This window comes from Aquabacterium sp. TM01 (assembly GCF_057808345.1).
In genome coordinates, this window is record NZ_AP046529.1 from 1,476,791 (window position 1) to 1,501,255 (window position 24,465).

The window sequence follows — 24,465 nt, forward strand, 5'->3', positions numbered from 1 at the left end:
GGCACTTCTCGGGGACAACGGAAGCCCTATTATCAAACGACCATCCAATGACCGTATCAGGCGACGGGCGTCTCGGTGCCCCTCACTCGCAGGAGTTCGGCGACCTGGCTGGCGGGCACGGGCCGGCTGTACAGATAGCCCTGGACCATGTCGCAACCCAGTTCGGCCAGGAAGTCGGCCTGTTCGGTGAGCTCGACACCTTCGGCCACCACGGCCATGTGCAGGCCGTGGGCCATCGAGATCATGGTGCTCACGAGTTGGCAGTCGCTCACATTGCCCGGCGTGTCCTGGATGAAGCTGCGGTCGATTTTGAGCTGGTGCACCGGGAAACGCTTGAGGTAGGCCAGCGAGGAGTAGCCCGTACCGAAGTCGTCGATCGACAGCGACACGCCCAGCTGGTAGAGCATCAGCAGGAACTGTTCGGCACTGGTGCCCGATTCCATCAGCCCGCTTTCGGTGATCTCGATTTCGAGGTGCTCGGGAGGCAGGCCGGTGTCGCGCAGGATGCGGGACAGGCGCTCGATCACGCCGCCCCGGCGCACCTCGCTGGGCGACAGGTTCACGGCGATGCGCCCGAAGTGCAGGCCGGCATCGAGCCAGGCCTTGCCCTGGCGGCAGGCTTCGTGCAGCACCCACTCGCCCAGCGCCACGATCATCCCGGTTTCTTCCATGACCGGGATGAACTCGCCAGGGCCGATGGAGGGCAGGGTGGCATCGCCGCCCGCCGGGGTTTTGAGGCGCACCAGGGCCTCCAGGGCCACGATCTGGCCGGTGGCGAGGTTCACCATGGGTTGGTAGTGCAGGGTGAACTCGTCGTGCTCGACGGCGCGGCGCAGGCGCGTTTCCAGCTGCAGCCGGTTGGTGGCCACGGCGGTGAAGGCCTCGGTGTAGAAGTTGAAGCTGTTGCGCCCTCGGCGCTTGGACTCGTACATGGCCGCATCGGCGTTGCGGATGAGCTCGGACGCGTCCTGGCCGTCTTGCGGGTAGAGGCTGATGCCGATGCTGGCGCGCACATAAACCTGTTGGCCGCCTTCGAGTGTGAAGGGTTGGCCCAGGCTCTCCAGGATGGCAGAGGCCACCTGGCCTGCCTGTTGCGGATGGCGCAGGTGTTCGAGCACCAGGATGAACTCGTCGCCGCTCAGGCGCCCCAGCGTGTCTTCCTGGCGCACGCGTTCGCGCAGGCGTTGTGCGACCTGCTTGAGCAGGCTGTCGCCCGCCGCATGCCCCAGGCCATCGTTGACGGTCTTGAAATTGTCGAGGTCGATGAAGACGACGCCCACCAGGGTGTGGTGGCGTTGGGCCAGGCTCAGCGCGTGACTCAGGCGCTGCTGGATCAGGACGCGGTTGGGTAGGTCGGTGAGCGGGTCGAAGTGCGCCATGCGCGCCAGGCGTGCTTCGGTTTCCTTCAGCGGCGTGATGTCTGTGAACATGGCCACGAAGTGAGCCGGACGCCCGCGGGCGCTGCGGACGGCGCTCAGCGACATCTTGACCATGAAGAGTTCGCCATTCTTGCGGCGGAACCAGACCTCGCCCTGCCAGGCTCCCTGGCTCAGCAGGTAGGCACGGATTTCCTCGATGAGCTCTGCAGGCTGATCGGGGAACAGGAACTCGGGCGTGCGTCCCACCGCTTCGTCTTCGACGTAGCCGGTCAAGGTGGTGAACGCCGGGTTGATGGACACCAGAACTCGGTTGCGGTTGAGCACCATCATCCCGTCGCGGGTGCTTTCCAACGCGGCAGCGTGCAGACGCACCCGCTCCTGAGTCAGGCCATGCTGGGTGTCGCGGTGCAGGTTGGTGAGCGCGAACGACAGGTCGTCAGAGAGGTCCTGGAACAGGGCGAGCTCCTCGCTGTCCTGGTCTTTGACCCGGCGACCGAGCAGCAGCAGGTGGCCCACCAGTTCCTCGTCACGCAGCAGCGGCACGATGACGCAGCCGGGAGTGTTCGCCGCGATGGCCTGGCTGGCCCACAGGGGCAGGTCCGGGTGCTGGCTCAGGTCGGCCGTGCGAAAGCAGCGTCCTTCCAGCAGGCATTGCGACAACTCGGCAACCGGGTCGGGGGTGACGCGAAAGCTCAGGGTGTCGCTGGGTGGTTGCGGATCGCCGGCGGCCGCCTGGCAGTTCAGTTGACGGGGCACATGCGCGTCGAACAAGGCCACCCAGGCCTTGCGGAATTGCCCCTGCTCGACGGCGACGTCGCACACGCGGCGTAGCAGGTCGGCCTCGCTGTCTGCGCGCACGATCGCCTGGTTGACGTGGCTGAGGAAGTCGTACATGCGCGACTTGTGGCGCAGTTGGTGCTCGCGGGCCTTGAGCGAGCCTACGACGTCTTCGCGCTGGCGCTGGATGCGGGCGATGAGCACCAAGAGCAAGACGGTGAGACTGCCGACCAGGGCCATCTTGAGCAGGTCGAGTCGCTGCTGCCGGCCAATGGCGTCATGAAGCTCGGCGGCCAGCGCTTGCGCCGGTCCTGGCACATGTTGCGCGGCGAGGATCTGGGCGCGCTGCTGCAGCTCGGTCCAACCTTGGTGAGACCAGGCCATCAGGCCCAGGCTGACGGCTGCCAGCACCAGCACCGACCAGGCTACTGAACGAAAACGACCCTGGGCCAGGGAGGGGCCAGGGGGAGAGGTCGGCTGGGGCCGGGAAGGGTTCGGAACCGCGCTCACAAAAACAAAAACGACGACGATGGGTCAAGGACAAGAAAAAACAGTGAGTCGGCACACACAGATCAGATCGGCGATGATGCGCACGTCAACGCCGGTGGCGTTCCTGGCGAGGGGTGTTGCCGCACCCTTTGCCACTCAGCCCGCGAGCGTATCGCGTCAACGAGGTCTCAATTGTCGTCTTTTGTACCGATTTACCCTGCCAAGTCTTTGACCATACAGGCACGCGGCCTGCCGCAACACCTCCTGATCTGGGGGGATTTGGGGCGTATCAGTGCGCAAGAACCCTTGCTGTTGCTGGTTCATGGCTGGATGGACGTGGCCGCCTCGTTCCAGTTCATGGTGGATGCCCTGCGCCAACAGCCCGGTTGGGCCGAGCGTCCGATTGCGGCGCTGGACTGGCGCGGCTTTGGACAGACACCGGGGCCGACCGGGGCGGACTGTTACTACTTTCCGGATTACCTGGGTGATCTGGATGCGGTCGTGCATGCCCTGTCCCCCGATCACCCGATTGACCTGCTGGGGCACAGCATGGGGGGCAATGTGGTGACGATGTACACGGGCGCGCGGCCGACCAAGATCCGGCGTCTGGTCAATCTGGAAGGCTTTGGCATGCCGGCCACCTCGCCCGACGAGGCGCCCGACCGCTACACCCGCTGGCTCGATGAGTTGCGCACCCCCATGCAACTGAAGTCGTACGACAGCCTGGAAGGCGTGGCGGGGCGCCTGCGCGCCAACAACCCGCGCATTCGTCCGGATCGCGCGCTGTGGTTGGCGCAGCATTGGGCGCGCGAGGAGGGCGGGCGCTGGGTGATCAACGCCGACCCGGCGCACAAGCGGGTCAATCCGCTGCTGTACCGGGTGGAGGAGGTGAAGGCGCTGTGGGCCCGCATCACCTGCCCGGTGCTGGTCATCGAGGGGCTGCAGACCGAGTATTTCGCGCTGTTCGGCGGTCGTTACACGCGTGAGGAGTTCCTGACGCGGGCCGAAGCGATGGCCGATTGGCGCCTGGAAGGGCTGGACGACGCGGGGCACATGCTGCATCACGATCAGCCCGAAGCACTGGCCATTCACCTGGCTGCGCATTTCACGCGACCGCAAACCGCTGTCGCGTGAGAAAATAAGACCATCTGACAAGGCTCCAGCCATCGGCTGCAGGGCCTTTTTGCCATATTTCACCCCAAGATTTGCAGGATTTCACATGGACATCGAACTCATCAACGCCCTGGGCACCCAGATTGCCGACCTGACTCAGCGCACCGCTGAGCTCCGGAGGTATCTTTGACTGGGATGAAAAATCCCGTCGCCTGAGCGAAGTCAACGCCGAACTCGAAGACCCGGCCGTCTGGAACGACCCCAAGCGTGCGCAAGCCCTGGGCAAGGAAAAACGCTCGCTGGAAGACGTGGTGCTCGTGATCGAGTCCCTGACGTCCAATCTGGCCGACAACGGCGAGCTGTTCGAGATGTCCAAGGAAGACGGCGACGAGGACGGTCTCAAGGCCATCCACGCCGACGTTCAGACCCTGAGCGCCCAGGTCGAGCAGCTCGAGTTCCGCCGCATGTTCAGCAACCCGGCCGACCCGAGCAACTGCTTCATCGACATCCAGGCTGGCGCCGGTGGCACCGAGGCGTGCGACTGGGCGTCCATGCTGCTGCGTCAGTACCTGCGTTACTGCGAGCGCAAGGGCTTCACGGCCCAGCTGGAAGACGAAACCCCCGGCGACACCGCTGGCATCAAGAGTGCCACGATCAAGGTCGAGGGCGATTACGCCTTCGGTTACCTGCGCACCGAAACCGGCGTGCACCGCCTGGTGCGCAAGTCGCCGTTCGACTCGTCCGGTGGTCGTCACACCTCGTTTGCGTCCGTGTTCGTCTACCCGGAAGTCGATGACTCGATCGAGATCGACATCAACCCGTCCGACGTGCGCACCGACACCTACCGTGCCTCGGGCGCGGGTGGTCAGCACATCAACAAGACCGACTCGGCCGTGCGCCTGACGCACATCCCGACCGGCATCGTGGTGCAGTGCCAGGACGGCCGCTCGCAGCACAGCAACCGTGATGTGGCCTGGAAGCGCCTGCGCTCGCGCCTGTACGACCACGAGATGCGCAAGCGCCAGGAAGAGCAGCAAAAGCTCGAAGACACCAAGACCGATGTGGGCTGGGGTCACCAGATTCGCTCTTACGTGCTCGACAACAGCCGCATCAAGGATCTGCGTACCAACGTCGAAATCTCCGCCACGCAAAAGGTGCTGGACGGCGACCTCGACCCATTCATCGAAGCCAGCCTGAAACAGGGCCTCTAAAAGGATAGCCATGCGCGAAGGTACTGCCCCGCTGGTGCGCCGTGAAGACTACACGGCGCCCGCGTTCTGGATCAAGACGGTCGACCTGACCTTTGACCTGGATCCGGCCAAGACCCTGGTCATCAACAAGATGACTGTTGAACCCAACCCGGGCCAGTCTGGCGCGGCCTTGCGTCTGGACGGTGAGGACATCACCCTGACCCGCGTGCTGGTGGACGGCGAGCCCGTGACCTTCCGCAGCGAGAACCAGCAACTGGTGCTGGAGAACCTGCCGCAGCAGCCCTTCACGCTGGAGATCCGCAACACCTGCGCGCCCGAGAAGAACACGCAGTTGTCGGGCCTGTACACCAGTGGGGGTGGCTTGTTCACGCAGTGCGAAGCCCTGGGTTTCCGCCGCATCACCTATTTCACCGACCGCCCCGACGTGATGGCGACCTTCCGCGTGACGCTGAAGGCCGACAAGCGCAAGTACCCGGTGCTGCTGTCCAACGGCAACCTGGTGGAAGAGGGCGACCTGGGCAACGGCCGCCACATCGCGGTGTGGGAAGACCCGCACCCCAAGCCCAGCTACCTGTTTGCGCTGGTGGCCGCCGACCTGGTACGCCGCGAACAGCGCATCGTGACGCGCGAAGGCAAGGAGCACCTGCTGCAGATCTATGTGCGCGCCGGGGACCTGGACAAGACCGAACATGCGATGAACTCGCTGATCGCCTCGATCGCGTGGGACGAGTACAAGTACGGCCTGAGCCTGGACCTGGAGCGCTTCATGATCGTCGCGGTGAGCGACTTCAACATGGGCGCGATGGAGAACAAGGGGTTGAACATTTTCAACACCAAGTTCGTGCTGGCCAACCCCAACACCGCCACCGATGTGGACTTTGCCAATGTGGAAAGCGTGGTCGCCCACGAGTACTTCCACAACTGGACCGGCAACCGTGTCACCTGCCGGGACTGGTTCCAGCTCTCGCTCAAGGAAGGCCTGACGGTCTTCCGCGACCAGCAGTTCAGCCAGGACATGTCGGGCAGCTACAGCGCCCGCGCCGTCAAGCGCATCGAAGACGTGCGCACCCTGCGCCAGTTGCAGTTCCCGGAAGATGCGGGCCCGATGGCGCACCCGGTGCGCCCCGACAGCTACATGGCCATCGACAATTTCTACACGGCCACCGTGTACGAAAAGGGGGCCGAGGTGGTGCGCATGATGCACACGCTGGTGGGCGATGTCGGCTTTGTGAACGGCATGGATCTGTACTTTTCGCGCCATGACGGCCATGCCGTGACCTGCGACGACTTTGCGCAGGCCATTGCCGATGCCAACCCAGACAGCGAACTGGCCAAGCGACTGGACGCGTTCAAGCGCTGGTACAGCCAGGCCGGCACGCCCCGTGTGCAGGCGCACGGTGTGTACGACGCAGAGAACCGCATCTACACCCTCACCTTGAGCCAGACCTGCGCCGCCACGGCCGGGCAGCCCGAGAAAGCCCCTGCTGTGATCCCTGTGGCCATGGGCCTGGTGGGGGTCGACGGCCGCTACATCAATCTGCATTTGGAAGGGCACCTGGACCCGATCGGGCACAACACCGTGCTGGTGCTGTCCGAGCCGAGCCAGACCTTCACCTTCGTGCATGTGCCGGTGGAGCCGGTGCCCTCGCTGTTGCGCGGCTTCTCTGCCCCGGTGGTGCTGGAGACCGAGCTGAGCGATGACGCGCTGTTCGTGCTGCTCAGCCACGACCATGACCCGTTCAACCGCTGGGAAGCCGGCCAGAAGCTGGCGCTGCGCCGCATCTTGAGCGCGGTGCACGGCAATGGCCACATCGAGCTGGATGCCCGCTTCATCGACGCCATGCGCAGCGTGCTGCGTCACGACGAGCTGGACGCTGCGTTCAAGGAGCTGGTGCTGACCCTGCCGAGTGAGGCGTATGTGGCCGAGCAGCTCGACGTGGTCGATCCGCAGCGCATCCACACCGCCCGCGAGCGCATCAAGCTGCAACTGGCGCACGCCCTGCACGCTGATTGGGAGTGGGCCTATGCCGCTCACCATGACAGCGGCGCCTACTCGCCCGATGCCGTCAGCAGCGGCCGTCGTGCGCTGGCCAATCTGGCCCTGAGCATGCTGGTGCTGGATGCGGTGGCGCGCCACAACCAGATCTGGCCGGGCAAGGCTTTGCAGCGCTTCAAGGATGCGACCAACATGACCGACCGCCTGGGCTCCCTGGCGGCGCTGGTCAACGCCCACAGTGAGCTGGCGGCGGGGGCGCTGGAGCGCTTCCATGCGCAGTTCAAGAACGAGGCCCTGGTCATCGACAAGTGGTTCACCCTGCAGGTGACCGCGCCCGAGCACGAAGGCCAGGTCTTTGCGCGCGCCAAGGCGCTGATGCTGCACCCCGACTTCACGCTGCGCACGCCCAACCGGGCCCGCAGTCTGTTGATGGCGCTGTGCCAGAGCAACCCGGCGGCCTTCCACCGTCAGGATGCGGCCGGCTATGTCTTCTGGGCCGACCGTGTCATCGAGGTGGATGCCATCAACCCGCAACTGGCGGCGCGTCTGGCCCGGGCGATGGACCACTGGCGCCGTCTGGCCGAGCCTTACCGCACGGCCGCCTGCGAGGCGCTCAAGCGTGTGGCCGCTCGCACCGAGCTGTCTGACGATGTGCGCGAGATCGTGACCCGCGCCCTGCAGGACTGAGCCCGTCTTGCCTGACTGAACTTCTTTTCTTTTTCATCTGATCATCATGACCAAACGCATCAGCCTCACGCAGTACCTGATCGAGCAACAGCGGGGCGAGGCCCAGATTCCGTCGCAGCTGCGCCTGCTCATCGAAGTGGTGGCCCGCGCCTGCAAGCGCATCGCCATCAACGTCAGCAAGGGCGCCCTGGGTGAAGTCCTGGGCAGTGCCGGCAGCGAGAACGTGCAGGGCGAAGTCCAGAAGAAGCTCGACATCATCGCCAACGAGGTGCTGATCGAGGCCAACGAGTGGGGCGGCCACCTGGCCGGCATGGCCTCTGAAGAGATGGACGACATGGTGGGCGTGCCCAACCGCTATCCGCAGGGCGAGTACCTGCTGCTGTTCGATCCCCTGGACGGCTCGAGCAACATCGACATCAACGTCAGCATCGGCACGATTTTCTCGGTGCTCAAGCACAAGGGCGGTGACGTGACGAACGAGAGCTTCCTGCAGCCGGGCACGGCTCAGGTGTGCGCGGGCTATTGCGTGTATGGCCCGCAAACCACCCTGGTGCTGACGGTGGGCAAGGGCGTGGTCATGTTCACCCTGGACCGCGAGATGGGCGCCTGGTGGATGACCGAGGACAACATGCGCATCCCGGAGGACACCAAGGAGTTCTCGGTCAACATGTCGAACATGCGTCACTGGGCGCCGCCGGTCAAGCGCTACATCGACGAGTGCCTGGCTGGCAAGGAAGGCCCGCGCGGCAAGGACTTCAACATGCGCTGGGTGGCCGCGATGGTGGCCGACGTGCACCGCATTCTGACCCGTGGCGGCATCTTCATGTACCCCTGGGACAAGCGCGAGCCGGGCAAACCGGGCAAGCTGCGCCTGATGTACGAAGCCAACCCGATGAGCTTCCTGGTGGAGCAGGCCGGTGGCGCCGCCACCAATGGCTTGCAGCGCATCATGGAAATTCAACCCACGCAATTGCACGAGCGTGTGTCGGTGATGCTGGGTTCGAAGAACGAGGTGGAGCGCGTGACGGGCTACCACCGCGAAGTGCAGTAAGTTGGATGTGAGCAGGCCCAAAATCTCATGCTAGAATTTTGGGCTTGGACGCCGGTGTAGCTCAGTCGGTAGAGCAGCTCATTCGTAATGAGAAGGTCGAGGGTTCGATTCCTTTCTCCGGCACCAATAAAATCAATGACTTAGGCCACCTCGCAAGGGTGGCCTTTGTTGTTTCTGGGGGGCATGTAGGCAATCCGTAGCCACGCCAACCCCCCTCATGCCCACGCCTCCCCCAAGCTCTCCGCCTGCTCCAGCACCAACTCCACGGCCGCATCGGACAGGTCTGGCGGGTACTTGTATTTGCGCAGCACCCGCTTGACCATCAGGCGCAGGCTGGCGCGCACGCTCTCGCGCTGCGACCAGTCCACCGTGATGTTCTTGCGCAGGTTCTCGGTCAGTTCGTGGGCAATCTTCTTCAGGGTCTCGTCGGTCAACTCGCGCACGGCCGACTCGTTGGTGGCCAGGGCGTCGTAGAACTTCACCTCGTCGTCCGACAAGCCCAGTTGCTCGCCCCGGTTGGCCGCTTCCTTGAACTTCTTGGCCATCTCCACCAGCTCCTCCATCACCTGAGCGGTCTCGATGCTGCGGTTCTGGTAGCGGGTGATGACGCTGCTCAGCAGGTCCGAGAACTTCTTTTGTTGGACGACGTTGGTGGCGAACTTGGACTTGATCTCGCCCTCCAGCAGTCGCTCCAGCAACTCGACGGCCAAGTTGCGCTCGGGCAGGTTCTTTACCTGGGCCAGGAAGTCTTCGTCCAGCAGGCCGATGTTGGGCTTTTCCAGTCCCACGGCATCGAAGATGTCCACCACCGCGTCGCTGACCACCGCCTGGTTGATGATCTGGCGAATGGCCGCCTCACGCACCTCGTCGGTCTTCTTCTGCGCGCTGATGTCCCGCTTGGTCAGGATGACCTTGACCGCCTGCATGAAGGCCACCTCGTCACGCAGGGCCTTGGCCTCGTCCAGCGTGCAGCACAGGCTAAATGCCTTGCTCATGGCCAGGGCGGCATCGGCAAAGCGGCGTTTGCCATCGCGCTTGCTGTCCTTGCCCTCGGACTGGAGGCCCAGCACATGGTTTGCCGCACCTGCCAGGGTCTTGTGGCCCCCGGTCTTGAAGCCTGAGTAATCGAAGCCGTGCAGCATGGTTTGCAGCACGTCGAGCTTTTCCAGCAACACCGACAGGGCTTCGTGGGCATCCACCGTGGGGCGGCCCCGGCCCTTGCTGGCGGTGTACTCCTTCATCGCGGCCTTCAGCTCGTTGCCGATGCCGATGTAGTCCACCACCAGGCCGCCTTGCTTGTCCTTGAACACGCGGTTGACGCGGGCAATGGCCTGCATCAGGTTGTGGCCCTTCATGGGCTTGTCCACGTACATGGTGTGCACGCAGGGGGCGTCAAAGCCGGTCAGCCACATGTCGCGCACGATGACCAGGCGCAGCGGGTCGGCCGGGTCTTTGAAGCGCTTCTCCAGTCGCTTCTTGACCTGGCTGCTGTAGATGTGCGGGCGCAGCAGGGCCTTGTCGCTGGCGCTGCCGGTCATGATGATCTTGATGGCGCCCTTCTCGGGGTCGGCGTCGTGCCAGTCGGGGCGCAGCTTGACGATGGCGTCGTACAGGTGCACGCAGATGTCGCGGCTCATGGTGACGACCATGGCCTTGCCGTCTTGCGCCTTGTTGCGCTCTTCAAAGTGGGCCACCAGGTCAGCGGCCACGCTGGCCACGCGGGGCTCGGCGCCCACCACCTTCTCTAGCGCGGCCCAGCGGGACTTGAGCTGCGCCTGGGTGCTTTCTTCCTCATCCTCGGCCAGCTCGTCCACCTCATCGTCGATGAGGGCGAGGTCTTCTTCCTTCAGCTTGAGCTTGGCCAGGCGGCTCTCGTAGTAGATGGCGACCGTGGCGCCGTCTTCCTTGGCTTGCTGCATGTCATAGACATGGATGTAGTCGCCAAACACGGCGCGGGTGTCGCGGTCGGTGCTGCTGACGGGCGTGCCGGTGAAGGCCACGAAGGTGGCGTTGGGCAGGGCGTCGCGCAGGTGTTGGGCGTAGCCAGCCTGGTAGATGAGGCGCGGGGCCTGCGAGGGGTTGACCTCGTAGCTGGGCGAGGCAAAGTCGGCCGTCAGGGCCGTGGCCTCGCCCGAAGTGGTGAGGGCCTGGGCCAGGCTCTTGCCGCCCTCGGGCAAGGCGGCCTTGCTCTTGAGCTTGGCCTCGAAGCCATACTGCGTGCGGTGGGCTTCATCGGCCACCACCACGATGTTGCGGCGGGTGGATAGCACGGGGAACAGGTCCTCGTCTTCGCCCGGCATGAACTTCTGGATGGTGGCGAAGATGATGCCGCCCGACGGGCGATTGCCCAGCAGTTGCCGCAGCTCCTGCCGCGTCGTGGCCTGCACCGGCTGCTCACGCAAGAGGTCTTGCGCCAGGCTGAACACGCCAAACAGTTGGCCGTCCAGGTCATTGCGGTCGGTGATGACCACAATGGTGGGGTTCTGCATGGCCGGCTCCTGCATCACGCGGGCGGCAAAGCAAGTCATGGTGATGCTCTTGCCGCTGCCTTGCGTGTGCCAGACCACGCCGCCCTTGCCCTGCACGGACACAGGGCTTTCAGGCCGAGAGGCCGCCACCACATGCTCGATGGCCGCACGCACAGCATGGAACTGGTGGTAGCCGGCAATCTTCTTGACCAGGTTGCCGTCGTCTTCAAACAGCACGAAGTAGCGCAGGTAGTCCAGCATGTATCGCGGCGCCAAGGCACCACGCACGAGGGTTTCCAACTCGTTGAAGTCGCCCAGCGGGTCGAGGTTCACCCCGTCGATGGTGCGCCATTGCAGAAAGCGCTCGGCATTGGCCGACAGCGAGCCCATGCGGGCCTCGGAGCCGTCCGACACCACCAGCACCTCGTTGTACTGGAACACGTCGGGAATCTGGTCTTTGTAGGTCTGGATCTGGTCGTAGGCCTTCCAGATGTCGGCGGTCTGGTCGGCGGGGTTCTTCAGCTCCAGCAGCGCCAAGGGCAGGCCGTTGACGAAGAGGATGATGTCTGGGCGGCGGGTGTGGTGTGCACCTTTGATGGTGAACTGATTGACGGCCCAGAACTCGTTGCGGGCAGAGTCGGTCCAGTCGATGAGGCGCACGAAGTCGCCACGGGTTTCGCCGTCCTTCTGGTATTGGACGGGGACGCCGCCCACCAGCAGCTTGTGGAAAGCTCGGTTGGCTGGCAACAGCGAGGGGATGCCCAGGTTCAAGACCTGCTGCAGGGCGTCTTCACGGGCGGCGGTGGGGATGCCGGGGTTCAGACGCTGGATGGCTTCGCGCAGGCGGAAGGGCAGGACGACCTGGCGGTAGTCGGCGCGCTGGGGATTGGGGCCGTCGTGGGCGATGTCGGGGCCGGCATGAACAGCGTAGCCCAGCTCGGCCAACCAGCTCAGGGCTTCTTGTTCGAGTTGGTCTTCGGTCATGTGATGGCCTGCCCTGTGCTTCATCAAAGCGCCAGCAGCGCAATGTATGGTTGATAACTGTAGCTGCGCTTCGTTTTCTGGCCGGTCAACTCTGCCACGATGCCGAGGTCTTCCAGCATCTTCACCGCCGCCGTAGCCGTCGGGAAAGTGGTGCCCAATGCCTGACGCGCCCGTTCGATGGTGAAGCGCGGCATCATGGGTAACATCTCGAACAAGCGGTAGCTGGCCGGGCCCGCCTTGGGCGCGGCCAGCAGTTTGCGCCGGTCTGCTGTGATCAAGCTCGCCAGCGCGACCACGCCCCGTTCGGCCTCGGTGGCCGCGCAAGCCACACCTTCCAGGAAGAAAGCCAGCCAGCCCTCCCAATCGCCATCGGTGCGGATGGCCGACAAACGGCGGTAGTACTCTGACTGGTGCTGTTTGAGGTAGCCGCTGAGGTACATCAGCGGCTCGGGCAGCAGCCCCCAATGCTCCAGCAAGGCGGCGATCAGCAGGCGCCCGATGCGGCCATTGCCGTCCAAGAAGGGGTGAATGGTTTCGAACTGGGCATGCACCAGTGCCACCTTCACCAGCGGCGGCAAGGCGCTGTCTTGTGCATGGATGAAGCGCTCCAAGTCGGCCAGCAGTCCTGGCACATGCTCAGGTGGGGGCGGCACAAACGCGGCATTGCCAGGGCGTGTGCCACCGATCCAGTTCTGTGAGCGGCGCAGTTCACCAGGCTGCTTGCCTGTGCCTCGCACGCCATCGAGCAACAGGCGGTGGGCGTCACACAGCAGCCGCACGCTGATGGGCAAGCCATGGGGATCACGCAAATGGCCCTGCACCAGGCGGAAGGCGCGCAGGTAGTTGGTGACCTCCTCGACATCGTCGGTGTTGCTGATGGCCAGCCCCGCTTCGTCGTCGAACAGGTCCACCAGCGTGGCCTGCGTGCCCTCGATCTGAGACGTCAGCAAGGCCTCTTTGCGGATGGCGCTGTAGAGCAACCAGTCCACCGAAGGCGCCAGGCCCGACACGCCCGACAGCCGAGCCAGCGCCAATTCGGCCGCATGGTTGAGGGCAGCGAAGGCATCGGGCGACAAGCGAGGATCACAGGGCGGCAGTGCATGCGGCACGAAGGCCCGGACGGGCTCGCCCAGGGTCGTGGAGATGGCGTAGGTGCCCGTGCTGCGCATGGTGTGAAAGCCTGCTTGAATGATGTCTTGCTGGATTAAAGCATTCTTTAATTCGATGCGCAAGGATGCAAGGGGGCTTTCATTGGAATCTTCATCTTTCGCTGGCTTGACGCGCGAGTCTGGCGCAACTCCAGAACAAGTGGATTCCAATGAACGGCTGCCCCATCATGGCATCCAGCACCAACAGGTGATCCAGGGAGGGACACCTCTGCGCCTTCGGCATCCATGCGGGCAACCACTTGCGCCACGGCATCATGGGTGGCCCGGTTGGCTGACAGCAGCGACGGGATGCCCAAGTTCAGGACCTGCTGCAGTGCGTCTTCACGGGCGGCGGTGGGGATGCCGGGGTTCAGACGCTGGATGGCTTCGCGCAGGCGGAAGGGCAGGACGATCTGGCGGTAGTCGGCGCGCTGGGGATTGGGGCCGTCGTGGGCGATGCCGGGACCCGCATGAACGGCGTAGCCCAGCTCGGCCAGCCAGCTCAGGGCTTCTTGTTCGAGTTGGTCTTCGGTCATGCTGCAGCAACTCCCATGAGTTCATTCCATCGACATGATGAAATGAACATGTTTATTTTTTAACCTTAAATCGACACGTTTCTTGCATGTGTCGATTTCATCATCACTTCAGGGTCCGTGTTGTCGCCGTCGAATCCAAATAGCGTGCGATGCGCTGCTATGTACGGTTGATGCTTGGCATGCAGGCGACGCAAGCGGCCTTTTGGATCCAAGCCCAAGCTGGCCATCACAGCGTCACTGACATCAGGCTTGCGCAACAGGCGGCCATCGTCGGCGAATGCAATGAGCCCTGCGTCGAGGAGCTTGTCGACATGAGAGGCCAGCAAGAGGCCGTTGTACGGGTCGAGCCGCTCTTTGTGGGTGCAGAGATGCCAGGGCTTGGCATGTGAGGCCGTCAGCACCGCAGGGAGCGGGCAGCCGGTGAGCGCACATTGGCTGCCCCACAGCTTGAGCACATTTGCGCGGTAGGCGCCCTGGCCCACGCGGGCGTCAATCAAGGCCTTGCGGACTGTGGCTGACACCCCCGCCATGTCGGGCAAAGCATCCATGTCCGCTTCGGCGGCATGGCGCGCCAGTTCTTCCCGCGTGGCCGGTGCCGCCGTGCCGATGAGTTGGGTCGCGAACGCGCGCCGGACCTCAGCCAATGCCTTACCTTCCAGAAGGCATGGCACATAGGGACGGATATAACCCATGTCCAGCGGCTCGCCGTTACTCTGCTTCCGCAAGCGGGTGAGCCTCAGTGGGCGGGGCATGGCCCGCAAGCCAGAGAAGGTGACATGCGTGCCACCAGAACTGGGCAACTCGATGCGCGTCACTTCGGCGACCCATTCCACGCCTTGTGTGGTGGCGGCATCCCCCAAAAGCAGCAGGTAGGGTTGATCGTTGGTCATGCAGACCGTCAGATTGCGTAGTCCGGTAGCCCAAGCTCGGCGTTCGGTCAGTTCGCCGCTGCCGCCATGAGTCAGCGCTTCCAGTACCAGTGTGCGATTCGCGATGGTGTACACGCAGAGCTGCGAGTTGGTGATGGCAGTCATGCGTGTGCATCCTCCAGCGCCGCCATCGCTTCGGGCAGGCGAAGTTGGCCGGAGATGAGGCGGGGGAGCAGCGTGTCCCGCAGATTAGCGAGGGTGAGCGCATGCCCACGGTTGCGATGAACACGCTCAAACATTGGCCGCACAACAGCTTCAAATGCTTTTGCCACCTGCAATGAAGGAACAACGCTGCGCATCAGGGCAACTTGGTCCGGTTTGATTCTCTGATGACTATTCGATGTTCCGGTCACCAGTTGCTGCAACCTCGCGATGAAATCAGGTGACTTGAAGGTGCAATAGACAAACTCCCTGCTGCCGACACCGGTTGGCTGAAAGACTAGGAATTCCGTAGAACAGACTGCATTAGCGCCGCATTCGACCGGAAGCCAAACACGTGGAATGTGAGGGTTGAGCTTGGACAAGAGCACAGTGTTCGAGTGCAGCGGGGTCTTGTTGCTTTTGATGAGGGCGCCGCGCTCTGTGACGGGGCGCTGCCCGTCGTCGAACGACGGCAAGCTGAAGTGCTCAAATGTGGTTTCAGGCTGAAGACCGGGGTTGACTGTGCCCTTCTTCAGTTCGGCGAAATCACCGACTGAACCAGCTAACCACCCCTTCGGAGCTAACCCCAAGTCCGTCTCTTCCAACGCATCAGGGAACAGCGCCGCCGTGGCCTCGTCCATGCCTTCGGGGGCGCGGCCTGCCATCTTGGCGCGCACGGGGTCGAAATCGACGAACCACGACTTGAACAGCGCCTGGGCGATGGCTTCGAGGGTGGCGTTGGTTTCGCGCAGGAGGGTGATGCGGTCGTCCAATGCACCGAGCGTCGTAGCTACGTGATCTTGCAACTCCTTCGGCGGACTGGGCACCTGCAAGTTGATCAAATCACTGCCCCGAATGCCAGATGCACCTGCGCCCTGCTCAACAATCGCCTCAATGGCCCGGCGCCCCTCAGGAGATCTGAAAAAATAAAAGTAGAAGAGCGGGTTGCTTCGCTTCGTATCGAGGCGACAACGAATCAGATGAGATTCGAAAACTGTGGGCATCGCGTTGCCCATGAAGATAGAGCATTGGCCTGCGCCAGATAGCACCAAAGACTGACGGGCAAACAGCAAGTCACCTTCAGCGAGCAGATAGTGGTGCTCTTTCTGATCTACCGGCACGAGATCCATCTTGATGCGATGAATTCGAGGATGGGCGAAAAGCTCTCCCATATTCACCATCGGGAAGCCTGCGCCACGAACCTTCTTTGGGCGCGTTAGCCCATTTCGCTGGGGCTCTGAAAACAAGTCGCCAAAGCGAGCTGAATCAAAACTCATACCCCAGCCCCCCCAGCTTCTGCCGAATCAGCGCATCAAGCTCCGCGCCCTTCGCCATCTGCTCGCCCAGCTTCTCGGTGAGCTTTTGCATCTTCTCGGCAAAGGCCTCGTCGTCGTCGTCCACCTCTTCAGCGCCGACATAACGGCCTGGGGTCAGCACATGGCCGTGCTGGGCAATCTCGGCCAGGGGTACGCTGCGGCAAAAGCCCGGCACGTCTTCATAGGTGGTGATGCTGGCACCCGCCTCCACCTCGCCCCGCCAGGCGGCCACAGTCTCGGCAATACGGGCAATGGCGTCGTCGTCCAACTCGGCCTGCACGCGTGAAATCATCTTGGCGCACTTGCGGGCGTCAATGAACAGCACCTCGCCCTTGCGCTTTTTCTGCCTGGCCAGGAACCACAGACAGGCCGGGATCTGGGTGTTGAAGAACAACTGCCCCGGCAGGGCCACCATCACCTCCACCACGTCGGCATCGACCATGGCGGCGCGAATCACGCCTTCGTTGTTCTGGCTGGAGCTCATGGAGCCATTGGCCAGCACGATGCCTGCGCGCCCGGTGGGCTTGAGGTGGTGCAGCATGTGCTGCAGCCAGGCGTAGTTGGCGTTGCCATGGGGTGGGTCGCCATACACCCAGCGCGGGTCGCCCTCCAGGCTGCCGTGCCACCAGTCGCTGATGTTGAAGGGCGGGTTGGCCAGGATGAAGTCGGCCCGCAGGTCGGGGTGCTGGTTGCGGGTGAAGGTATCACCGGGTTCGCGGCCCAGGTTGAAGTCGATGCCGCGAATGGCCAGGTTCATGGCCGCAAGGCGCCAGGTGGTGGGGTTGGCTTCTTGCCCGTAGATGGACACGTCGCCCAGCTTGCCACCGTGGGCCTCAATGAACTTCTCGGATTGCACGAACATGCCGCCCGAGCCGCAGCAGGGGTCGTACACCTGCCCGTGGTGGGGGGCGAGCACGGCCACCAGGGTCTTGACGATGCTGGCCGGCGTGTAGAACTGGCCGCCCCGCTTGCCTTCGGCGCTGGCGAACATGCCCAGGAAGTACTCGTAAACCTGGCCCAGTACGTCGCGGGCCACGGCGGCGTCGGTACCAAAGCCGATGGTGGACACCAGGTCCACCAACTCGCCTAGCTTGCCGTCGGGCAACTGAGCGCGGGCGTAGCGCTTGTCCAGAATGCCCTTGAGCTTGGGGTTCTCGGCTTCGATGACGGTCAGGGCGTCGTCAATGCGCTTGCCAATGTCGGGCTGCTTGGCTGCGGCGCGCACGGCTTCCCAGCGGGCACCTTCGGGCACCCAGAACACGTTGGCGGCGGTGTAGTAGTCGCGGTCTGCCAGCTCGGCGGCGATGTCTTCGTCACTGGCGTCGCCGTAGAAGTATTCGTCGTCGGGGTCGCGCAGGCGGGCGGTCAGCTCCAACGTGCGGGCGGTGAAGGTGTCAGAGATGTACTTGACGAAGATGAGGCCGAGCACGAGGTGCTTGTATTCGGCGGCGTCCATGTTGGCGCGCAGCTTGTCGGCGGTGGCCCAGAGGGTCTTTTTGATGTCGTCCAGCATGCCCAAAATTCATAACGTAGTGGGCAGATTATGCGGGCGGGGGCGCCTTCGCTGGTCGACCTCCTGATCGACAACATCGACGCGATGACCCCATCTTGACGCGGAGTTGTCTCTCATAGAAGGGGCAAAACGCGGTCAAATGATGCTTTCTCAGATCAGCGGCGACGTTTCATTTCATGACCTCAGCTCCCATCGCGGTCATTGGCGCCGGCTTGGCAGGACTGGCTTGTGCGCAGGCCCTGACCCAAGCCGGTCACACAGTGCATGTCTTCGACAAGAGTCGAGGGCCATCCGGGCGCATGAGCACCCGGCGCGGTGACGATGCATCCGGCCCCTGGCAATGCGACCATGGCGCACAGTACTTCACCGCGCGGGACGACGCCTTCCGGGCGGAGGTGAGGCGCTGGCAGAACGCCGGCGCAGCCGCCTTGTGGGACGCCCGCATCCTGAGCTTCGACGGCGAAACCTGGCGCACTTCTGACACGCCGCCTGAACGTTTCGTCGGCACGCCGCGCATGACATCACCGGCCACATGGCTGGCGGGTAGCCTGGGTGAGCGTGCGATGTGCCAGTGGCAAACCACCGTGCAAGCGCTGGTTCCGGATGCTGAGGGGTGGACCCTCGACACTGCCGAGCATGGGCGGCTGTCTCAGCGCTATCGTGCGGTGCTTCTGGCCATTCCCGCGCCGCAGGCACAACCGCTGTTGAGTGCGGTGGCACCCAGCGGCGCAGCCCTCGCGGGCGGTGCCCGCATGAGGGCGAGTTGGGCCCTGATGGTCCGCTGCCCTGCACCTTTGGCGCTGCCCTGCGAGGGCGCCTTCATCAACGCAGGGCCTCTGCGTTGGGTGGCGCGTGACAGCAGCAAGCCCGGGCGCACCGGGCCGGAGACCTGGCTGCTGCACGCCAGTGCGCAGTGGAGCGAAGCGCACCTTGAAGACGATGCCGCTGCGGTCACCCAGCAACTGCTGGCAGCCTTCAACCAACTGGGCGGCCCACGCCCGGAGCAAGTGCAAGCCACCGCCCACCGTTGGCGTTTTGCGGACACCGAACCTGCGCTGACCTTGGGCCACTGGTGGGACGCAGACGCATCCCTGGGCCTTTGCGGTGACTGGCTCCATGGCGGCAAAGTCGAGGGCGCCTGGCTCAGCGGTCAGGGACTGGCGCAGCGGGTCGCCCAAGCCGTGCGTGATTGACAGCGTGTCGACGTCGTCACTTTCATCGCTACCGTCGGACTACCAGGCCCTGGTCTTCTGATTAAAACAGTTGCATTAAATCATTTGTACTGTTTTAATGTGCTCATGCACACCCCATCCCAGCCTCCTGCACCCAGCTACCCCTTGACGGAGTTGTGCGTGCTGGCCGATCTGCCGCCGCGCACCGTGCGCTATTACGTGCAGATCGGGCTGGTAGACCGCCCGCAAGGTGAGACCCGCGCGGCGCGCTATGGCGCCACGCATCTGGAGCAACTGCTGCTCATCAAGAAGTGGACGGCAGCCGGGCTTTCGCTTGAGCGCATCCGCGAGTTGTTGCATGGCGGATCGGCCCCTGTGCCTCCGCGCGCACCCGCCATGGGGTCGGTGTCGGTGCGCAGCCACCTGATGGTGGCCGAGGGCATCGAGGTCGTCATCGACCCTGGCCTGGCGGGTTTGTCGCCTGAGCAGGTGCGCCATTTCACCCGGGCGGTGATGGCGGCTTTTGCGCAGGTTCAGGGCGAGGGTGCCCCCCACACAAATCAGGAGGAGAACCAAGATGGGCAAGCGCAATAAAGGGATCGCACCGTCGCTGGCGGATGGGGATGAGCACGCTGGGCTGACGACGCGTGAGGGGGATTCGGTGGCCCTGCTGGGCGTCACGTTCACGGGCCACTTGCGAGGCGCGATCCTGGAGGCTTGTGTCGAGCAGCGCTTCGTCAACCCGACCGACCACCCTCTGGAGATGGTTTACAGCTTCCCCTTGCCCTGGGGCGCGGTGTTGCTGGGCGTGGAGGTGGTGCTGGGGGAGCGGACCCTCACGGGCGCCGTTGTGGCAAAACGGCAAGCCGAGGCACGCTATGAAGACGCGCTGGCCGACGGCAATGCCGCCATCATGCTGGAGCGCAACCACGATCACAGCTACAGCCTGAACCTTGGCAACCTGGCCGCAGGTGAGCGCTGCACCATCACGCTGCGCTATGCACAGACGCTGCAGTTCGAGCAGCAAAGCCTGCGGCTGATGATCCCCACCTTGATCGCCCCGCGTTATGGCGATGCCGAGCAAGCAGGGGGCTTGATGCCGCATCAGGTGCCCAGCCACAGCCTGACGGTCGAGCATCCGTTCGCGCTCTCGGTTCATTTGCACGGTGAGATGGCCCGGTCACGTGTCGCATCGCCCAGTCACCCCATTGCCGTGGCCTTGGGGCAGGTCGATGCCCAGCAGGTTTTGACTGTTTCATTGGCGCGCACGGCGTATCTGGACCGCGACTTCCTGCTGGTGGTCGATCAACTGGCGCATGAGTCGCTGGCGATCACCGCACGCGACCAGGTCGAGCCCGAGGGCGTGGCCGTGCTGGCCAGCTTCTGCCCACACCTGCCACCTAAAGAAGCGGGCGGCATGGCCGTCAAAATCCTGGTCGATTGTTCGGGGTCGATGGCCGGTGACAGCATCGCCGCGGCCAAACGCGCCTTGCAGGCCATCGTCCAGCAGTTGGGTGCCCACGACCGCTTTGCGCTGTCGCGGTTCGGCAGCTCGGTGCAGCATCGCTCTCGCGGTTTGTGGAAGACCACCGAGACCACCCGGCTGGCCGCGCAACGCTGGGTGGGGGCGCTGGAGGCCGATCTCGGCGGCACCGAGATGGAGGCTGCGCTGGCTTCGACTTTCCAGATCGCTCAAGATGCCAGCAGCGATGTGCTGCTGGTGACCGACGGGCAGATCAGCGCCATCGACGCCACCCTTGCATCGGCGCAAGCCTCAGGGCATCGCGTGTTCGTGGTGGGCATTGGCAGCAGCCCGGCGGAGTCGCATCTGCGTCGACTGGCCGAAGCCACGGGTGGGGCCTGTGACTTCGTGGCGCCGGGTGAAGCCGTGGAGCCCGCGGTGCTGCGGATGTTCGCGCGTTTGCGTTCGTCCCGCCTCTCGGACTTGAGGCTGGAATGGCCGCAAGGCGTGGTGCCACTCTGGGTCTCCCCGTTGCGGGCGTCTGTGTTCGATGGGGATGCCGTGAGCGTGTATGCCTTGCTTGCGCATCAAACAGCCGGCGAAGTGCGCCTGCTGGGATGTGTCGATGGACGAGCCGAGCCGCAGGAGATCAGTCGTGCCACCTTGCCTGAGCGACTGACGGAAACCGATACGGTGTCGCGCCTGGTGGCGTCGGTGCGGATTCAGAACGTGCCACACGCTGAACACAAGGTCGCAGCCTCACTCGCCGCAGCGCTGGCCGTGAACTACCAGTTGGTGACAGACCACACCAACTTCCTGCTGGTGCACGAGCGGGCTGACGCTGACAAGGCGATCGACATGCCGGCACTGCACAAGGTCGCGCACATGGTGCCGGCGGGCTGGGGCGGCATGGGGGTCCTGGCAAGCAGGAGCTCAGTGGGTGACACTGGCATCCGGTTTTCGATGATGGATGCGGCCGCCACGGTCACACCGGCTGTGTGGCGGTCGGCCAGTCCTCCAGTGCGGCTGCGCATGTCCAGAGTGCGCCCTGTGGATGCCACGGTTGACCATCGCTCGCAGCGCGAAACGCTGGATCGGAGCGATGAGCGCTACTGGACAGAGTCCGACCACTACACCGGGCTCACGCCACTGGGCGTGTGCGAATGGCTGCGCATCACGCCTGAAGTAGAGTGGCCGACCACCTATGAGGGCCTGCGCCGCATGGGTCTGGGCAACTGGGTGGTGGAGTGGCTGGAGATCGCTGTGGCCCATGACGAGGCGGGCAGGCACGAAGAAGCGGTCGTCGTGCGGACCTTCCTGCATCTGCTGGCGGAGTCGGAGATGATGGCGGCGCTGGAGCAGGGCGCGGGGCTGCGCAGCGTGCTGCGCGCATCAGCCCAGCGTCTGCAGGCCCTGTGGCGGGGCGAATCCACGACCGCCGCGCCACGGGTCACCCATGACTTGCTGGGACAGGCGATGGCTGCGGCATTGGCAGACATGAGCACCGGCACGTGGCCGGACAGTGTCCTGTCCCTGGCGTGATCGTCAAAAACTCCCGAACACCGTCCCCAACGTGATGACCAGCACCAGTGCGGGCAGTGGGAACAACATGGTCACGGCCGCGATGTCGGCGTAAGACTGCCGGTGGTTGAGCTTGCAGATGGCCAGCAGGGTGATGATGGCGCCGCAATGCGGCAGCGTGTCCATGCCGCCTGCGGCCATGACGGCCACGCGGTGCAGCAACTCCGGACTGATGGCCGCCGCCTCGGCCATGGCCAGGTAATCGTTGCCGAGGGTTTGCAGGGCGATGCTCAGCCCGCCGGACGACGAGCCGGTGATGCCGGCCAGCACATTCATGGCGATGGCCTCTGAGACCAGGGGGTTGTCCGAGACGCGCAGCACGGCATCGCGGATCAGCCCGAAGCCTGCCAGCGAAGCAATGACCGCGCCATAGCCCACCTCGGAGGCCGTGTTGAAGAGCGGCAGCATGAAGCCGAACACGCCCTGGTTGAGCGTGTGCTTGAGGTCGTGCCAGTGCCCCAGCCGGGTCACGACCAGGGTGGTGCAGGCGACCAGCAAGGCAATGAGCAGCGACCACAGGCCCGTGACGCGGCTGGGTTCCAGCGTCGCGTAGCGCTCGGCCATGAAGGACAAGTCCAGCGCGGGAAACACCAGGTAGGTGAACAGCGCGTTGACACCTACGACCAGCACCAGCGGCAGCAGGGCCAGCGCCAAGGGCACCTCGGCGTGGCGTGCGGCTTCTGCCGCAGCCTGGGCGGGCGATGGGTTCGCCGGGCTGTCTTCACCGTCGTCATGCCGGCCATAGCCTTCGCCAGCGGCGCGGGCTGAGGCAGCGCGGCGCAGCAACCACGCCATGCCGCCCCCCAGCATGACGGCTGCGGCCAGCAGGCCCAGCCCGGGTGCGGCAAAGCCGTTGGTGCCGAAGTAGGGGATGGGGATGGCGTTCTGGATGGCGGGCGAACCTGGCAGCGCCGTCATCGTGAACGTGAAAGCGCCCAGCGCGATGGTGGCGGGCACCAGTCGCTTGGGAATGTCGGCCGCTTCGAAGAGGTTGCGCGCAATGGGGTAGATGGCGAACGCCACCACGAACAGCGACACGCCGCCGTAGGTGAGCAGCGCGCAGGCCAGTACCACCGTCAGCATGGCATGCCGCTCGCCCAGGGTGCGCACGATCCAGCGCGCCAGGGTGCTGGCCGCGCCCGAGTCGGCCATCAGCCGGCCGAACAGCGCCCCCAGCAAGAACAGCGGCAGGTACTGCAGCACGTAGCTCCCGAGGGCGCTCATGAAGGTGTCGGTGTAGAGCGGCAGCAGCCAGCGTGCCTCGCCCGACAGCAGCACGGCCAGGGCGCCCATCAGCGGCGCGAGCAGCAAGACGGTCACCCCCCGATAGGCCAGCCACATGAGCAGGGCCAGAGACACCACCACGGCCAGCACGCTCAACATGGTGCGCTCCCCGCGGGATGGGGGGCGTGGACGAAGGGCGTGTGGCGCTCAGCGCGGTGCCGGTGAGGCTTTCCTGGGGCGAGTCGTTTCATGCCGGGCATTCTCGCCCAGGTCAGGGCTTACCCGGCTGGTGCCCTCAACGCTCTCACCACACTTCCCATTCGCTCCCGGATGTAGCGGTGGCGGGCATTACGGTCGTGGCGATGGTGCCAGACCCCGCCAATGCTGATCTCGACCGGTGGGTTGCTGCACAGTGGGATGCTGGTGAGCCCTTGCATGTCCAGCAGGTGACCAAGCTGCAGATCGGGTTGGATGGTGAGCAGTGGCGACTGGCGCAGCGTGCCCATGATGGACGCCATGCTGGCCAGCGAGGCCACCACGCGCCGGCTCAGGCCGTGTGCGGCGAAGAGCTGGTCAAGCGTGCTGGTGGCGTCGCCACGGTAGCTGCTGACCACGTGGTCGCAGGCCGCCAGGTCGGCCAGCGTGGGCGAGGGCGGCAGTTGCAGGTGGGCCGGGGCGTAGATGCAGTTGAAGCCGCAGCGCAGCCATTCTGTGCGACGGTGCCAGTTGCGCAGGGGCAGGTCTACAGCGACCACGGCCAGGTCCACCTCGTCATCGTCCAGCGCGGAGGCCAGGTTCTCCACGGCCAGCGGTTGCACGCGGATGCCGATGCCCGGTGCCTCGGTGCGCAGCAAGGCCATGAGTGACGGCAGGATCAGGGCTTCCAGGCCGTCCGGGATGGACAACCGGATCAGGCCTTCGGCATGCGCGGGGTCAAACGTGTCTTCTCGCAGCAGAAAGTCGGCGCCTTCTTGCAACCAGGCGCGCACGCGAGGACCCACGGCCAGGGCCAGGTCGGTGGGCTCCATGCGCTTGCCCGTGCGCACGAACAGCTCGTTGTCAAACAGGGTGCGCAGGCGGGCCAGCGCGTGGCTCATGGCCGGCTGCCCAATGAAGAGGCGCTCGGCTGCACGCCCCACATGGCGCTCGGTCAGCAGGGCGTCAAAAGCCACCAGCAGGTTCAGGTCCAGCTTGCGGAAATCGGCGTAGTTGATATCGACATCGCGCATGACATTTATCCATTCAATCGATTTCCATAATGTTACTCGTCTCGCCAGAATGAGCTTCA

15 protein-coding genes, 1 tRNA gene and 1 pseudogene are annotated in these 24,465 nt (G+C 64.3%); 8 read left to right on the forward strand and 9 right to left on the reverse strand.

Annotation, left to right across the window (positions count from 1 at the left end; all coding sequences use genetic code 11):
* Positions 1 to 56: 56 nt before the first annotated feature.
* Positions 57 to 2,567 (reverse strand): putative bifunctional diguanylate cyclase/phosphodiesterase, encoded by a 2,511-nt coding sequence (locus AC3WW4_RS06865; RefSeq protein ID WP_488827636.1) that lies wholly within the window; start codon positions 2,565 to 2,567, stop codon positions 57 to 59.
* Between the two features lie 384 nt (positions 2,568 to 2,951).
* Between AC3WW4_RS06865 and AC3WW4_RS06870 the strand changes: the two genes are divergently transcribed.
* From AC3WW4_RS06870 to AC3WW4_RS06890, 5 genes are all read left to right on the forward strand, one after another.
* Complete coding sequence (locus tag AC3WW4_RS06870) at positions 2,952 to 3,779, forward strand: alpha/beta fold hydrolase (protein WP_488827638.1); 828 nt, start codon at positions 2,952 to 2,954, stop codon at positions 3,777 to 3,779.
* A gap of 85 nt (positions 3,780 to 3,864) precedes the next feature.
* Positions 3,865 to 4,969, forward strand: a protein-coding gene (gene prfB / locus AC3WW4_RS06875; RefSeq protein WP_488827640.1) for a peptide chain release factor 2 whose coding sequence is annotated in 2 segments (ribosomal slippage) — positions 3,865 to 3,945 and positions 3,947 to 4,969 — 1,104 coding nt in all. Because the reading frame shifts where the segments join, the coding sequence is not laid out codon by codon here.
* Between the two features lie 10 nt (positions 4,970 to 4,979).
* Positions 4,980 to 7,652 carry an aminopeptidase N gene (gene pepN / locus AC3WW4_RS06880; protein ID WP_428019953.1) on the forward strand — a complete coding sequence of 891 codons (2,673 nt, stop codon included), beginning with the start codon at positions 4,980 to 4,982 and terminating at the stop codon, positions 7,650 to 7,652.
* A 46-nt stretch (positions 7,653 to 7,698) separates the two neighbouring features.
* On the forward strand, positions 7,699 to 8,703 hold the full coding sequence (locus AC3WW4_RS06885) for a class 1 fructose-bisphosphatase (protein WP_488827642.1): 1,005 nt from the start codon (positions 7,699 to 7,701) through the stop codon (positions 8,701 to 8,703).
* A 50-nt stretch (positions 8,704 to 8,753) separates the two neighbouring features.
* Positions 8,754 to 8,829, forward strand: a tRNA-Thr gene (locus AC3WW4_RS06890).
* An 89-nt stretch (positions 8,830 to 8,918) separates the two neighbouring features.
* Here AC3WW4_RS06890 and AC3WW4_RS06895 read toward each other — a convergent pair.
* From AC3WW4_RS06895 to AC3WW4_RS06920, 6 genes and pseudogenes are all read right to left on the reverse strand, one after another.
* Positions 8,919 to 12,155 (reverse strand): type I restriction endonuclease subunit R, encoded by a 3,237-nt coding sequence (locus tag AC3WW4_RS06895; RefSeq protein WP_488827644.1) that lies wholly within the window; start codon positions 12,153 to 12,155, stop codon positions 8,919 to 8,921.
* Positions 12,156 to 12,178: 23 nt separating this feature from the next.
* Positions 12,179 to 13,324: a Fic family protein gene (locus AC3WW4_RS06900; RefSeq protein ID WP_488827645.1), complete on the reverse strand. Its 1,146-nt coding sequence runs from the start codon at positions 13,322 to 13,324 to the stop codon at positions 12,179 to 12,181.
* A 254-nt stretch (positions 13,325 to 13,578) separates the two neighbouring features.
* Positions 13,579 to 13,839, reverse strand: a pseudogene (locus AC3WW4_RS06905) (type I restriction endonuclease); the annotation flags it as partial.
* A 65-nt stretch (positions 13,840 to 13,904) separates the two neighbouring features.
* Entirely contained in the window at positions 13,905 to 14,873 is a 969-nt protein-coding gene (locus AC3WW4_RS06910) for an HNH endonuclease (RefSeq protein ID WP_488827646.1), read from the reverse strand.
* Positions 14,870 to 16,186 carry a restriction endonuclease subunit S gene (locus AC3WW4_RS06915; protein ID WP_488827647.1) on the reverse strand — a complete coding sequence of 439 codons (1,317 nt, stop codon included), beginning with the start codon at positions 16,184 to 16,186 and terminating at the stop codon, positions 14,870 to 14,872. Before AC3WW4_RS06915 ends, AC3WW4_RS06910 begins: the two co-directional genes overlap by 4 nt.
* Entirely contained in the window at positions 16,176 to 17,738 is a 1,563-nt protein-coding gene (locus AC3WW4_RS06920; protein ID WP_488827648.1) for a class I SAM-dependent DNA methyltransferase, read from the reverse strand. The genes AC3WW4_RS06915 and AC3WW4_RS06920 overlap by 11 nt, the downstream gene beginning before the upstream one ends.
* A gap of 176 nt (positions 17,739 to 17,914) precedes the next feature.
* Here AC3WW4_RS06920 and AC3WW4_RS06925 point away from each other — a divergent pair, with 176 nt between their 5' ends.
* From AC3WW4_RS06925 to AC3WW4_RS06935, 3 genes are all read left to right on the forward strand, one after another.
* Positions 17,915 to 18,931, forward strand: a complete 1,017-nt coding sequence (locus tag AC3WW4_RS06925; RefSeq protein WP_488827649.1) for an NAD(P)/FAD-dependent oxidoreductase — start codon at positions 17,915 to 17,917, stop codon at positions 18,929 to 18,931.
* 105 nt (positions 18,932 to 19,036) lie between these two features.
* Entirely contained in the window at positions 19,037 to 19,504 is a 468-nt protein-coding gene (locus AC3WW4_RS06930; RefSeq protein WP_488827650.1) for a helix-turn-helix domain-containing protein, read from the forward strand.
* Positions 19,488 to 21,914: a VIT domain-containing protein gene (locus AC3WW4_RS06935; RefSeq protein ID WP_488827651.1), complete on the forward strand. Its 2,427-nt coding sequence runs from the start codon at positions 19,488 to 19,490 to the stop codon at positions 21,912 to 21,914. Before AC3WW4_RS06930 ends, AC3WW4_RS06935 begins: the two co-directional genes overlap by 17 nt.
* Before the next feature lie 3 nt (positions 21,915 to 21,917).
* On the opposite strand, the gene AC3WW4_RS06940 is transcribed toward AC3WW4_RS06935, so the two are convergent.
* Together AC3WW4_RS06940 and AC3WW4_RS06945 are read right to left on the reverse strand one after the other, a co-directional pair.
* Positions 21,918 to 23,336, reverse strand: coding sequence for a GntP family permease (locus tag AC3WW4_RS06940; protein WP_300159819.1), 1,419 nt, complete (start codon positions 23,334 to 23,336; stop codon positions 21,918 to 21,920).
* 119 nt (positions 23,337 to 23,455) lie between these two features.
* A complete protein-coding gene (locus tag AC3WW4_RS06945; protein ID WP_488827652.1) occupies positions 23,456 to 24,406 on the reverse strand; it encodes a LysR family transcriptional regulator in 951 nt (316 codons plus the stop codon).
* Positions 24,407 to 24,465 lie beyond the last annotated feature (59 nt).